13 protein-coding genes are annotated in these 14,106 nt (G+C 57.7%); all 13 read right to left on the reverse strand.

Going from position 1 to position 14,106, the window contains the following annotated elements:
• Window positions 1–12: 12 nt before the first annotated feature.
• Complete coding sequence (locus BM320_RS12385) at window positions 13–1,212, reverse strand: ABC transporter substrate-binding protein (protein ID WP_090200786.1); 1,200 nt, start codon at window positions 1,210–1,212, stop codon at window positions 13–15.
• Between the two features lie 13 nt (window positions 1,213–1,225).
• A complete protein-coding gene (locus tag BM320_RS12390) occupies window positions 1,226–1,834 on the reverse strand; it encodes a CDP-alcohol phosphatidyltransferase family protein (protein ID WP_090200788.1) in 609 nt (202 codons plus the stop codon).
• A gap of 85 nt (window positions 1,835–1,919) precedes the next feature.
• A complete protein-coding gene (locus BM320_RS12395; protein ID WP_090200790.1) occupies window positions 1,920–3,920 on the reverse strand; it encodes a hydantoinase/oxoprolinase N-terminal domain-containing protein in 2,001 nt (666 codons plus the stop codon).
• Window positions 3,921–3,928: 8 nt separating this feature from the next.
• Window positions 3,929–5,701 (reverse strand): hypothetical protein, encoded by a 1,773-nt coding sequence (locus BM320_RS12400; RefSeq protein ID WP_131802414.1) that lies wholly within the window; start codon window positions 5,699–5,701, stop codon window positions 3,929–3,931.
• Window positions 5,702–5,740: 39 nt separating this feature from the next.
• A complete protein-coding gene (locus BM320_RS12405) occupies window positions 5,741–6,145 on the reverse strand; it encodes a GtrA family protein (RefSeq protein ID WP_090200793.1) in 405 nt (134 codons plus the stop codon).
• Window positions 6,146–6,148: 3 nt separating this feature from the next.
• On the reverse strand, window positions 6,149–7,084 hold the full coding sequence (locus BM320_RS12410; RefSeq protein ID WP_242651051.1) for a glycosyltransferase family 2 protein: 936 nt from the start codon (window positions 7,082–7,084) through the stop codon (window positions 6,149–6,151).
• A gap of 116 nt (window positions 7,085–7,200) precedes the next feature.
• Window positions 7,201–8,043 carry a pantoate--beta-alanine ligase gene (gene panC / locus BM320_RS12415; RefSeq protein ID WP_090200796.1) on the reverse strand — a complete coding sequence of 281 codons (843 nt, stop codon included), beginning with the start codon at window positions 8,041–8,043 and terminating at the stop codon, window positions 7,201–7,203.
• Window positions 8,040–8,870, reverse strand: a complete 831-nt coding sequence (gene panB, locus BM320_RS12420; RefSeq protein WP_090200798.1) for a 3-methyl-2-oxobutanoate hydroxymethyltransferase — start codon at window positions 8,868–8,870, stop codon at window positions 8,040–8,042. Before panB ends, panC begins: the two co-directional genes overlap by 4 nt.
• A 187-nt stretch (window positions 8,871–9,057) precedes the next feature.
• Window positions 9,058–10,044 carry an ABC transporter substrate-binding protein gene (locus BM320_RS12425; protein WP_090200800.1) on the reverse strand — a complete coding sequence of 329 codons (987 nt, stop codon included), beginning with the start codon at window positions 10,042–10,044 and terminating at the stop codon, window positions 9,058–9,060.
• Window positions 10,045–10,084: 40 nt separating this feature from the next.
• The gene (locus BM320_RS12430) at window positions 10,085–10,936 is read right to left on the reverse strand and encodes an ABC transporter permease (protein WP_090200802.1); all 852 of its coding nucleotides are present in this window, start codon (window positions 10,934–10,936) and stop codon (window positions 10,085–10,087) included.
• Window positions 10,933–11,853 carry an ABC transporter permease gene (locus BM320_RS12435; protein WP_090200804.1) on the reverse strand — a complete coding sequence of 307 codons (921 nt, stop codon included), beginning with the start codon at window positions 11,851–11,853 and terminating at the stop codon, window positions 10,933–10,935. The genes BM320_RS12430 and BM320_RS12435 overlap by 4 nt, the downstream gene beginning before the upstream one ends.
• Complete coding sequence (locus BM320_RS12440; RefSeq protein ID WP_090200806.1) at window positions 11,850–12,629, reverse strand: ABC transporter ATP-binding protein; 780 nt, start codon at window positions 12,627–12,629, stop codon at window positions 11,850–11,852. The genes BM320_RS12435 and BM320_RS12440 overlap by 4 nt, the downstream gene beginning before the upstream one ends.
• Before the next feature lie 21 nt (window positions 12,630–12,650).
• On the reverse strand, window positions 12,651–14,105 hold the full coding sequence (gene hydA / locus BM320_RS12445) for a dihydropyrimidinase (RefSeq protein WP_090200807.1): 1,455 nt from the start codon (window positions 14,103–14,105) through the stop codon (window positions 12,651–12,653).
• Window position 14,106 lies beyond the last annotated feature (1 nt).

Below are 14,106 nucleotides of genomic sequence, written 5' to 3' on the forward strand. Positions count from 1 at the left end.
CCCGCACGCATGTTACTGTGTGACCCCGTAACGCTGCGCCCAGTCATCGGCGATGCGGGTCATCCAGCTTGGGTGCGGCTCTGCCTGAACGGTGCCTAGATCGGCAGGTGTCAGGGTGGCAATGCCCAATTCCAGCCCGTCAAACACCGCGCGATCTGCATCATTCAGCGCATCCATGTTTAGCACTGTGCCATAACCCAAAATCGCGGGGTCTTGGGCGCGGGCTTGGGCTTCGGGGGATAGCAGGAAATCGGCGACGACCATCGCCCCTTCTTTGGATCCTGAATTATAGGGGATTGCGACAAATGACGCGTTACCGATGGTGCCTTTGTCCAACACAAAGGTGCGCACGCTATCGGGCAATTCATAGTTTGCAATCGCGGTGGACGCCGCACCGGGGCTGAATGAAATCGACAGGTCAATCTCACCGTCCGCGATCAGCGGGAACATGGCGGTTCCAGTGGCAGGGTATGCTTTGCCTTCGCGCCACAGATTTGGTGTCAGTTCGTCCAGATAGGCCCAAAGCGGGGCGGTCACCGCATCGTAATTATCGTCGGTCGCTGGCATTTGCAGCAGGGATGGATCGTCGGAAATATCCACCAGCACCTGTTTCAGAAACGTGGTCCCCAAGAAATCAGGCGGTTGCGGATAGCTAAAGCGGCCGGGGTTCGCCTGCGCCCAGTCTTGCAGCGCCTGCATTGACCCCAAGCGGTCCGGCATGGTGGCGGTGTCATGCACAAAGACGACCTGCGCCATCGCCCAAGGGCTTTCAAACCCGTCCGTGGGCACGGTAAAATCGGTCTGCACGGCCTTGCCCGCAACATCAACCAGCGCCCAGTTCGGTAGGCTTTCCGCATAGGGGCCAAACAGCAGGCCGGCATCCTTCATTGCTGCAAAATTTGATCCGTTAATCCAGATCATATCAATCGCGCCATCGTCATTTTCGCCCGCTTGTTTTTCGGACAGCACGCGGGTCACAGCATCGGCAGTATCGGTCAGTTTCACATGTTCAAGCGTCACACCGTATTCGGCCAGAACGCGATCACCGACCCAAGCGATGAATTCATTTGTGGTGGTCGATCCGCCCCAAGCGTTCCAATAAACGGTCTGCCCGTCAGCGGCCGCAACAACGGCATCCCAATCATTCGGGTCTACATCGGCCAGCGCGGGCAATGGCGCGAAAAGCGCGGCAACAACAGAAAGATGTTTCATCAGGTGGTATCCTTTATGCGGTGTAAATCTGTTTGGCGGCGTTGATCCGCAGGCAAGCCGTTGCAAAGCAAAGTGCGCCGAAAATCCATGAGAGCGGGGCGAAATATGCGGGCAAAAGGCAAAGTAGCACAAAAAACGCAATGGTTTCCGTGCCTTCAAGAATGCCGTTAGAATAGTATAGCGACTTTTGCCCTTGGGCGTCGGTCTTTTGTCCGTGTTTCTCAGCCAAAATCGCATAGCCAAGAAAGCTCGCGCCGTTGAAATAAAAGGCGGTCAGCAAAAACGCCCCCGCTGCGCCATTGGTTGCTGGCGACAGCCACACAAACCCCATCGGGATCGCCCCGTAGAACAAGAAATCAGCCGTAATATCAAGATAACCGCCAAAGTCGGTTTTGCGCGTCGCGCGCGCTACGGCGCCGTCCAGCCCGTCGGCGATCCGGCTCGCCAATAGTGGGACCAACGCCAGCGCAGGCGCGCCAAGCGCGATCACAAGCGCCGCCAACAGCCCCAGCGCAAGCCCGACCAGCGTTACGAAATTGGCCGTCATTCCGCGCGCCGCCAGTCCGCGGCCAAGCCGGTTTAGCGGCGGGTCAATGATCTGGCGTGCATAACGGTCGAGCATTCATTCATCCCCAAGGTCCGTATCTTTACGCTGATGCGACGGCCCAGCGCAATCTGACTGACACGAATGTGAGGAAGCTGACACATTAGCCCTTGGCGATACGCGGGCGGCCTGACGCTGTGACCTTAATGACCGTCTCAATATGCATCTGTTTGCCCGCAATAGTTGCCTGTTTGGTGTCATGCGCGACCGTAATGCGCGGGGTGTCGACGCCAGCGATTTCGGCCTGTGCGGTGACCTGCGCGCGCAGATGTGTTTCAAGCGCTGCCAGCCCGCTATCAAGCGCAGCAAAATGCTGCGGCCCCTGTGGCAAATGCGCGGTGAAACCGCCGTTTTCGGCTGTCGCCAATGTGCCCCTGCGCGTGATCCGCACCTGTCCGACCACTGCACCAATCGCGTTGGCCACAGCGCCATGCGCGGGCAAAATCATCTGCGCCCCCAACCGCGTGCCAACAGCGCCGTAATATGTGGCGGCAGAGGCCCCGACCCCGATCACAGGCACGCCCAACCGCAGTTGCATTTGCAAAATGCCTGCGTGCCCGTCCAGCCCTGCACGGGTCAGCGCATGGGCGGATAATTGTGCTGGATCACCGGAAAATCCGTCCTGCGCAAAACCTGCCTGCAACAGACAATCGACGGTTTGCGCGACCAGCTGGTCGATGATCATCTGCGCCAGCGCCGCAGCATCAGGTGCGATCGGCAGCCCTGCACCGCTGCGCCGCCGCGCAAATAGTGTCAGGGCTTTGGTTGCGGCGTCTCGGTCCCAACTATCGGCCAGCCCCAACACATGCGCCGCATCCGACGGGGTCATCCCTGCGAGCATCACAAATCCGCGCTTGATCAGCCGCAACAGCGCGGGATTTTCATTGCGGTTTTGTACCGCTTCGCCCAACCGCCGCGGCCCCGTGGCAAGCCGTTGCACAATGCCCGTTTCGCGCGGATCAAGCCCCATGGGCGGCGCCGTCCATTGGGGGATCACAAACTGCGCGCCGTCTGCTGGTGGGATGTCATGCGCCAAGGCGCGATCAAGCGCCGCATGAACCAATGCAGGAAATTGAACAGCGGCCAGCGACAGCGGCATCAACCGGCGCGGGCCAAGCCACAGGGTGCCATTCAGCCCCTCTGCCACATGCACCTCACTGTCACCGCCAAGGCCCGTTGTGCGCATCGCGACAGCTTCGACCATGGTGCGAAACGGGCCAACACGCGCGCCTTGCGGGTCGATCTGCGGGCGGCCGCCTTGCAACAGACAAATATCCGTGGTGGTGCCGCCAATATCGCTGACCAGCGCATTCGCTTCGCCCGTCAGCCAGCTTGCCCCTGCAACAGATGCGGCGGGGCCGCTCAGGATCGTTTCAATCGGTTTTTCGCGGGCAACTTCGGCGCTGATCAACGCGCCATCGCCGCGCACAACCATCAGACGGGCGCCAATGCCGCGTGTTTTCAGATGGGTTTCACAAGACGCAATCAACCCGTCGATCAGCCCGATCAACCGCGCGTTCAGCACTGCCGTCAACGCGCGTTTCGGGCCGCCAAGCACCTGTGACAATTCGTGCGAACAGGTGACAGGCTTGCCCAAATGGCGGCGCAGGGCATCACGCACCGCGATTTCATGCGCAGGGTTGCGGGTTGCAAAGCTGGCAGCAACGGCAAAGGCGGTCACGTTCGGATCAAGCTGATCCAAGCCCGCATTAAGCGCCGCCAGATCTAGCGGTGCGACCTCTGCGCCGCCATGATTGTGGCCACCTTGCACGGCAATCACCGGATCGCCGCCCATGGCTTCGGCCAATCCGGCACGCTGCAAATCCGCTGCATCGAAACCGATGGCGATCAGCGCGACACAGCCGCCCTGACCTTCGACCAATGCGTTCGTTGACAATGTTGTCGACAGCGAAACCAGCGCGATATCTGCGGGCGCAACCGCCGCTTGCGCCAGAACCGCATCAATCGCCGCCCCCACGCCTTTGGATAAATCAGGCCGTGTTGTCAGTGACTTGGCGGTTGCGATCACTTTGTCTGATGATTCATCCAGAATGACAGCATCGGTATAGGTTCCGCCTGTATCGACGCCCAATGAATAAGCCATGGCTGCCGCTACCGCTGGATTTCAAACAGCATTTGTTCGTCATTGGACAAAGCAACCGGACGGAGCCAATCCACGCTATCGCCTGTTGCCAACCCGCGGGCAAATGCGCCTTTGTAGGAATATCCACGGCACAACAACAGATGGGTTGCGGATGTCGCTTGCACATAGGCTTTCATATCGGGACCATCCATCGCAAATGGCACAATCCCGTTCATGAACGCCTCTGCGCTGCGGTGATACGGGGCGGAGATCGTTGCATGATGCGTCCCCCAAAGCAGCGCTGGACCAAAGTTGATATGCGTCAACATCACGACAGGGGGAACCGCGTTCAATGCATCAAGCGACGAACGCGTGTCACAATCTGCCTGGGTGGTTGCAGGCTGTGTTGCGTGCTGCGGCAGGATTGGCGTCAGCGCCAGCACAATGCTCGTTGGCGAAAAGACACATAAAGCGACCACCAATCCCAGCAGCCCGTCACTGAGGTTGCGCAATGCCAGATAGCGCTGCGCAAAATACGCAATCACCACGCCCGCAATTACCGGCGCCACAGAGGCGGCAATGATGATGGTCCGCATCTGCAATAACATCATTGGCACGCCAATCCAGCACAGCAGCAACAGCAGGCCCAAACGCTTTCCGCGGGGTTCATGCCGCATCTGCGCCCACAAGATGCTGCCAAAAACCAGCGTGACAAAGATCGGGATGACAAACGCCAGCGCGGTTTCGGGCATGGATTGCGCATAAACCAGTCCGGGTTTTGCCTCGGTGATCTGGGTGCTGATCAGATGTTGCAGCTCGGGCGGGATCTGCGCATATGGCCCCGCAAGACAATGCCCCAGCATAGGCCACGCCAGCACAAGCCCGCCCAGCGTTACAACGGCGGCCGCAGCCAGACTGCGCAACGGGTGCGCGCCATGCCTTGCGACCGCAATCGCCAGAAAACTGGCGGCCATCGCAATCGCAACCAAGCCAAGCGTCGGCAGCCCAAGCTGGTCACACATCAATTCCATCCGCATGGCGGGGCCGGTCTGACCCAGCCACAACACCACGCTGCCGCCACCCAAGGCAAGGCAGAACGCGACCAGCATGCGGCGCGAGTGATCGTCGGGTGTCACCGCCGCGCGCACCAGCACCACCAGACCCACTGCGACAATAAAGACAAGGCTCTCAAGACCTACCGCCAGTGAAAACGCGCCAGCAAATCCGCCAACAACCCCCCCAGCAATCGGGCGGCTGGGCCAGACCACGGCAAACGCCATGATGATCATCATCAAAAGCTGGATATTGTGGTGATCAAGATTGCCTGCATTTGCATGCAAAGACCCTGTTAACGGCCAAAGCACGGCACAAAGCATCGCAACACAGCCTGCGCCGACGCCAAAAATACGGCGAGTGCCGAAACCGAACGCAAGCAAGGTGATCAGCATGATCAGCGTCGGCCAGACGGTTACAGTGATTTGCTCTGCGGTTTCGGGGCTGAAAAACCACCCCATCGGGACAAGGATCGCCGCGATACCTGCATCAATGTAGCGCGACCAATGCAAGGATACACCTTCGGGGGGGACCAGCCGGTACTGCCGCACATCGAACCACGCCTGCCCCGCCAACCAGTCACGCACCGAAATCAGCCGCATAATATCGTCATTGCCCTTGGTGCCGAATTCTTCGCGCAGGGGTATGCCGGCCGCAATCGCCTTGCCGATAACAAGCGCCGCACAAGCCAGCAAGACAAGCAAAAAGGCGTTGTCGCGCAGAACGCGTGGAATAGAAATGCGGGTCATTGCGGCATCCTTTGTGGCGTTGGCGCGGTGCATATCATTTTATTCGTGCGCGCGAAATGTAATCTGGCGCGCGCCCCAGAAATTCAGGAACATCCCGACAAACGATCCCCCCACAAGGGCGGTTGCGATCATCTGCCCGCTGGCACCAAAAAGGTGAATTATGGTGGAATAGACACTGTAATTTGCTGCCGCCCCCACCAGTTGCACTACCACATAGCTGCCAAGCTGGCGGCGTTTTCCAGGCCGTCCCGCGCTTGCAAATGTCCACATCCGGTTCAACGCCCAAGTCACCACAACAGCCACCGGAAACGACAGCGCGCGCGCGCCGTAGGGGTTCAACCCTGCTGAAAGCAGCAGCCAGAGCATGCCGGCGTCAACGATAAACCCAATACCCCCGACCACGCCAAAGCGCATGATTTGTCGGGCAAGACCGGCGGACATCATGCGCTAGTCATCGTGCGGCGCGGGGTGCGACAGATAGGCAAGCCGCTTCATCTCGCGACGGCCACGGGTCACGGTATCAAGGATCAAACCGGCCATAAACGACAGTGTTGCGATGATCATGATCGCCGATGCCAGAATTGCCGACGGAAAGCGCGGGACAAGCCCTGTTGCGATGAATTCCGTCAGGATCGGATAGCCAATGACCACCGACAAAAGCGCCAGAAACACGGCCAGCCCACCAAAAAACGGCAACGGGCGTTCCTCTTTGACCAGCGAAACGATCACCCGCAAAATGCGCACGCCGTCACGAAAGGTGTTCAGTTTGCTGTCCGATCCGGGCAGGCGGTCGATATAGGCGGTATCATGGTCGGCAATCGGCATTCGCAATTCCAGCGCATGCACGGTCAGTTCGGTTTCAATTTCAAACCCGTGCGACAGGGCCGGAAAGCTTTTGACAAAACGGCGCGAAAACACGCGGTAGCCGGTCAGCATGTCGCGGGTCCTGCGGCCAAAGATCGACGCAACCAGCCCCGTCAGCATCCAGTTGCCAAGCCGGTGACCGGGGCGGTAGGCCTCTTGAATTTCGGTCACGCGGCAACCGCTGACCATATCAAGGCTCTCGGTCTTGAGCTTGGCGATCATGTCACCTGCGGCGGCGGCCTCATAGGTGTTGTCACCATCAACCAACACGTAAATATCGGCTTCAATATCGGCGAACATCCGGCGCACGACATTGCCTTTGCCTTGCTGTGGCTCGGTCCGGACAATTGCGCCGGCGGATTTGGCCACTGCAATCGTGCCGTCGGACGAATTATTGTCATAAACATAGATTTCGGCGGTTGGCAGCGCCTTTTTGAAATCCGCGACAACAAGGCCGATTGGTTTGGCCTCGTTATAGCAGGGGATCAAGACAACGATTTTTTCATCGGTTTGTGGCACGTGCATATCCGTCAAAGGGCAAAGTTTACCCGATTATAGACAAGCAATCAGAAGCTTAACAGGATTAACCGCGCACAGCCTTCTAGCGGCAAAAACAGGTGGCAATGCTGCCGCAGCTACGCCGCGATATTGTCGATCAATCGCACACCCGCCAGCCATGCCGCAGCGAACAGACGTGCGCCGGGCTGGGTTTTGTCCAAAAGCCCCAAATCGGTCCCGTCGCGCAGTTCAAGGTAGTCGATTTCATTGAATCCGGCCGCCAGAATACGCGCGCGCGCCTCTGCGCCGACTTCGGTCATGGCGGCCCCGTCACGCAGTTGCGCGCGCAAGTCTGTCATTACCTCGGCAAGGATCGGGGCAAAGATGCGCGACCGGTCCGATAGCAAAAGGTTGCGCGACGACATCGCGAGACCGTCTTCTTCGCGGATGGTCGGGCAGCCAACGACCTCAATCGGGATGTCCAGATCTTTGGCCAGACGGCGCACGATCTGCAATTGCTGGTAATCTTTTTCGCCAAAAAACGCCTTATCGGCGCTTGTTTGCAAGAACAGTTTCGGCACAACGGTAGCCACGCCTTCGAAATGGCCAGGGCGTTTGGCGCCGCACAGCATATCGGTCAGGCCGGAAACTGTTACAGTCGTCGCAAAGCCGTCAGGGTAGATCTGATCCGCGTCCGGCACATAGATCAGATCAACCCCCGTTGATTCCAGCTTGGCTGCATCGTCGTGTTCGGTGCGCGGATAGTTTTTTAGATCGTCCGGATTGTTGAACTGCTTGGGGTTCACAAAAATCGTCACAATGACACGGTCGCAGGTTTCGCGGGCAGCGCGCGCCAGCGACAGATGCCCCTGATGCAGTGCGCCCATCGTAGGAACAACACCAATCGATTCGCCAGCCTTGCGCCAAACGGCGGTCTGCGCCCGTAACCCCGTCAGGGTCCGTTCAATCGGTGCGATCATGTCTTTGGGGCCTCGTCTGCGAAAATATGTTCGGGCGCGGGGAATGTCCGCGCGCGGACTTCGGCGGCATAGGCGGCAATCGCCTGTTCGGCTTCATCGCCCAGATGTGCGTAACGTTTCACGAATTTGGCCTTAAACGCTGTAAACAGGCCCAGCATATCGTCGACCACCAAGATCTGACCATCACAGCCGGCGCTTGCCCCGATCCCGATTGTCGGAATATCGATTGTCTTTGTGATGTCATTGGCAAGCGTTTCCGGCACTTTTTCCAGCACCACGCCAAAGGCCCCCGCATCAGCCACGGCCTGTGCATCAGCGATCAAAGCAACAGCACCTTCGTTGCCGCGCCCTTGGACCTTGTAACCGCCAAGCGTGTTCACCGATTGCGGCGTTAGACCGATATGCGCCATCACAGGGATGCCGCGCGCAACCAAAAACGCAATCGTTTCGGCCATCGCCACGCCGCCCTCAAGTTTCACAGCACCAGCATGGGTTTCGCGCATCAATCGGGCTGCGTTGCGAAACGCCTGTTCGGGGCTTTCCTCGTAGGAACCGAATGGCATGTCGATCACCATCATCGCGCTTTTGAGCCCGCGCGCGACGGCCTGACCGTGCATGATCATCATTTCCATCGTCACGCCAAGCGTCGACGGCAACCCATGCAGCACCATGCCAACGCTGTCGCCAACCAGCACAAAATCGCAATGATCATCCATCATCTGCGCCATCGGGGTGGTATATGCGGTAAGGCTGACCAAAGGCGTGCCACCCTTTGCTGCCAGAATATCGACAGGCAGTGGGGCTCGTTTTTTTGCTGTTGCGCTCATCTGGTCCTCCGAACGGATGCGTCAGTTAACCCCCGTTACCAGCGAAACACCGCGCTTTCCAGCGGCTAGCGACGCAAACCCGCCATTTTGACCTGACGTAGAAACGATTCTGGCCGCGTTAGCGCAATCAAAAACAATGCGGGCGCCGGAATGACCCGACGCCCGCAAGATGCAATCTTTTGGCAGCTTAGTTCAGCGCGGCATCTGTGATGATGCTTGTCCATGCGCCAACCGGCTCGGCCGAGATCACCGGATCAGAACCACCAGCAAGCAACGTATCAACGGTGCGCTGGTAGTCAGCTGGGTCCAATGCGCCGTTTGACCCTGCGGTCAGCTTGGCGATTTCACCCATCATACGGACCTGCGCCGCTTCGGTCTGTGCGCCTGTTTCATCGTTATCAAGCACGATGCCTGCGGCGGCTTCTGGGTTTTCTTCGGCCCATTTCCAGCCTTCCATGGAAGCGCGGACAAAGCGGACCATTTTGTCAACGAACACAGGATCTTCTAGGTTTTCTTCGAGCGCGTAGATACCGTCTTCGAGCGTCGCAACACCTTGATCTTCATACATGAATGTAATCAGCTCGTCCGGAGAAACACCTGCATCAAGCACCTGACCATATTCGTTATAGGTCATTGTGGAAATACAGTCAGCTTGGCGTTGTAGCAGCGGATCAACGTTAAAGCCTTGTTTCAGAACGGTTACGCCGTCTTCACCGCCTTCGGTTGGAATGCCTTCTTGGGCCATCCATGACAGGAATGGATATTCGTTGCCAAAGAACCAAACGCCGATGGTTTTGCCGGGGAAATCTGCAACGCTTTCAATGCCGGAATCTTTCCAGCAGGTCAGCATCAGGCCAGATGTCTTAAACGGCTGCGCGATGTTCACGACGGGCAGACCTTTTTCACGCGCAGCAAGCGCAGATGGCATCCAGTTCAGCATCACGTCAGCGCCGCCACCGGCCAGAACTTGGGGCGGTGCGATGTCAGGACCGCCAGGCAGGATTGTCACATCCAGCCCTTCTGCCTCGTAGAAACCTTGGTCTAGCGCGACGTAGTAGCCCGCGAATTGGGCTTGGGTGACCCACTGCAATTGCAGCGTCACATCGTTTTCGCCCGCAATCGCGGGGCTTGATAGACCAGCGGCAAGCGCCGCAGCTGTCATCAGTTTTTTCATTTTGACCTCCAAGTCAGTTTGCGCCCAATTGCGGGCATTGTTATTTTCTTTGCGACGGGTGCCAGAATGTCACCCGTCCTTCGATCCACGCCATCAGCCCGTAAAGCGAACTGCCAGCAATCGCTGCAATCACAATTTCGGCCCAGACCATATCTAACGCAAGCTGCCCGACACTGGTTGAGATACGAAATCCCATTCCAACCGTCGGAGAGCCAAAAAATTCAGCAACAATCGCGCCAATGAGCGCCAGAGTTGTGGCGATTTTCAAGCCGTTAAAGATAAACGGCATTGCCGCAGGCAGGCGCAGTTTAAACAAGGTCGGCCAATAGCCGGCCCCATAGGTACGCATCAGGTCGCGCTGCATGACTGTCGTGTCACGCAGTCCCGCAACAGTATTCACAAGGATCGGGAAAAACACCATCACGCCGACAACAGCCGCCTTTGATTCCCAATCGCTGCCCAGCCATTTTACAAAGATAGGCGCGGTCCCAACAATGGGCAGTGCGGCCATAAATCCACCCACAGGCAGAATGCCACGCGTCAAGAATTCGGACCGATCCGCAAGGATTGCCACGCCAAAGGCAGCGATCCCACCGATGATATATCCTGTCGCTGCACCTTTGATGACCGTCTGTTCGAAATCAGCCCAAAGTCGGGGCCCCTCTTGCATCAACCGTTCGCCAATGACCGAAGGCGCCGGCAGGATGACGGCCGAAACCTCGAGCATCCGCACCAGCCATTCCCACATCAGCAGCAGGGTCACGCCAAAGATGATCGGCACCAAAAGTTGCACAAAACGCGTGCTTGATTGCGGCCCATTGGCCAGCCTTGTGTTGATAAACCAACCCACGGCCCAAATGCCAAGCGCACCGATAATACCAGCCCAAATCATGCCTGCACCATCCCCATCCGACGCAATGTCAGACGCTCTAACAGGCTAAACAACCCGACCAAGGCTGCAGCCGTGATCGCCGCTGCAAACAGTGCGGCCCATGTCACCAGCGGTTGCCCGTATTGATCGCCCACCAGCATCCGCGCACCAAAACCGGCGCGTGCACCTGTTGGCAATTCCGCGACAATTGCACCGACCAAAGATGCCGAGATGCCGATTTTAAGCGATGCAAATAGATAAGGCACAGACGCAGGCAGGCGCAGTTTCCAGAACCCTTGTGACGGGCTGGCGTGATAGGTGCGCAGCAGGTCCAGCTGCATCCCATCGGGGCTGCGCAAACCTTTGACCATGCCGACAACAACGGGGAAAAAACTGAGATAGGCACTGATAATCGCCTTGGGGAACAGCCCCTGAATGCCGATCGACCCCAGCATCACAATAATCATAGGCGCTAACGCAAGGATCGGAATTGTCTGGCTGGCAATGGCCCAAGGCATCACGCTCATATCCATCGCGCGATTGTAAACAATCCCGACAGCCAACAATATCCCAAGGCTCGTCCCGATTCCAAAGCCAAGCAAAGTCGCCGAAAGCGTGACCCAGCCGTGATAGACAAGCGACCGCTTCGAGCTGATCTTTTGCAAAACAATTGTATTCCACATCTCAACGGCGACCTGATGCGGGGATGGCAGGCGCGGGCGTTCTTGGACAAAGGTTGCCGTGATCAGCGCGGGGTTGCGCAGGGTCAGACCAAAACCAGAATACTCCTGCCGCGCATTGGGGGTGTCCGGCGACACGACCAACCCGTCACGCTGCGCCTGATCCGCCGTCAGATGCATGTTCATCGGTATGACAGCCAGCACCCAAAGCAACAGGATCGCGCCAATAATGGTCAGGACAGGAAGGATCGATTTCATTCATCATGCCCCGCACGCAACCCGTCGCGAACACGGTGCGCGATTTCGATAAATTCGGCGCTATCGCGAATATCCAAGGGGCGTTCTTTCGGTAACGGGCTTTCGATCACATCGGTGATCCGTCCGGGGCGCGGGGACATCACAACGATCTTGGTCGAAAGATACACGGCTTCGGGGATCGAATGGGTGACAAAACCGATGGTTTTTTCGGTGCGCGCCCAAAGCTGCAGCAATTGTTCGTTCAAATGGTCGCGCACGATTTCGTCAAGCGCCCCGAACGGTTCATCCATCAGCAAAATATCGGCATCAAACGCCAGCGCCCGCGCGATTGACGCGCGCTGCTGCATCCCGCCCGACAATTGCCATGGGAATTTCTTTTCAAATCCGGCCAGATCGACCAGTTCCAGCACGCGCGCGACCCGTTCGGCCTGTTCGGCTTTGGAAAAGCCCATGATCTCCAGCGGCAGCTTGACGTTGCCGCCGATTGTGCGCCACGGATAAAGCCCCGCCGCCTGAAACACATACCCGTAGGCGCGGGCGCGGCGGGCGTCTTCGGGGGTCATCCCGTTCACGGTAAGCTGCCCCGCAGTCGGCGTTTCCAATCCCGCCATACAGCGCAGAAACGTGGTTTTTCCGCAGCCGGACGGACCAATAAAGCTGACAAAATCACCTTTATTGATCTCGAGGCTCACGTCTTTCAGCGCATGCACAGGGCCGTCGTTGGTTTGAAATGTCAGGTCCAAACCCTGCGCATGGATGATCGTTTGCTGGCTCACTGCTGGCACCTTCTTTAGTTCTTATACGCCGCTTGCCGGAATACCCGACCGCTGCACGGGACGCGGATTTGTGACTTCTTTCCAAGACGATAGCGCCTTGTTCACGGCTGTATTCGCCTCGCGTTTGACAAATTTACCGTGACCTTCTTGGGCACGCATTTCACCGTCATAAATCGCGACATGCCCGCGGGTCAGGGTAAAGCGCGGCAGGCCTTTGACCTCTTTTCCTTCAAAGACGTTGTAGTCAATCGCCGATACTTGGGCCGCAGCAGTGATCGTCTTGGTTTTTTCGGGATCCCAGACCACCAGATCCGCATCGGCACCAACCAGAACGGCCCCTTTTTTCGGGTAGCAGTTCAAGATTTTCGCGATGTTTGTGGACGTTACTGCAACAAATTCGTTCATCGTCAGACGCCCCGTATTTACCCCGTGCGTCCATAGCATCGGCATCCGGTCTTCCAACCCGCCGGTCCCGTTTGGAATTTTCGTGAAATCACCCACGCCATAGCGCTTTTGCTCGGTTGTGAACGCGCAGTGATCGGTTGCAACGACGGACAAAGATCCGCTTTGCAGACCGGCCCACAGGTTGTCTTGGTGTTGCTTATTCCGGAATGGGGGCGACATCACGCGGCGCGCGGCATGGTCCCAATCTTGGTTGAAATATTCAGATTCGTCCAAAGTCAGATGCTGGATCAGCGGCTCACCCCAGACGCGTTTGCCTTGCATACGCGCGCGGCGGATCGCCTCGTGGCTATCCTCGCAAGACGTGTGCACCACATAGAGCGGCACGCCCGCCATATCGGCAATCATGATCGCGCGGTTTGTGGCTTCGCCTTCGACCTGTGGCGGGCGGGAATAGGCGTGGGCCTCGGGGCCGGTGTTGCCTTCGGCAAGTAGTTTCGCGGACAGCTCCGCAACCACATCGCCGTTTTCAGCATGCACCATCGCGATACCGCCCAATTCGCCCAGACGTTTGAACGACGCATACATTTCATCGTCATTCACCATCAACGCGCCCTTATAGGCCATGAAGTGTTTGAACGTGTTGATGCCGCGTTCCTTGATCACGCTTTCCATCTCATCAAAGACTTGCTCGCCCCACCATGTCACCGCCATGTGGAAGGAATAATCGCAGGCCGCGCGGCCTGATTTATTGTCCCACATTTGCAGCGCGTCATGCAGACCCTGACCGGGTGAGGGCAGCGCAAAATCGACAACCATTGTCGTGCCGCCAGCAAGCGCCGCACGCGTGCCGCTGTCAAAATCATCGGTGGAATAGGTGCCCATAAACGGCATCTCAAGGTGCGTATGCGGGTCGATCCCGCCGGGCATGACATAGCAACCCGTTGCATCCAATTCCTCGGACCCCGAAAGGTTTTGGCCGATCTCGATGATCGTGCCATTTTCAATCAACACATCCGCCTTATAGGTCAGGTCGGCTGTGACGATGGTTCCGTTCTTGATGACAGTGGTCATG

Origin of the sequence: Yoonia tamlensis, from assembly GCF_900115105.1 — a bacterium.
Taxonomy (GTDB): Bacteria; Pseudomonadota; Alphaproteobacteria; order Rhodobacterales; family Rhodobacteraceae; genus Yoonia; species Yoonia tamlensis.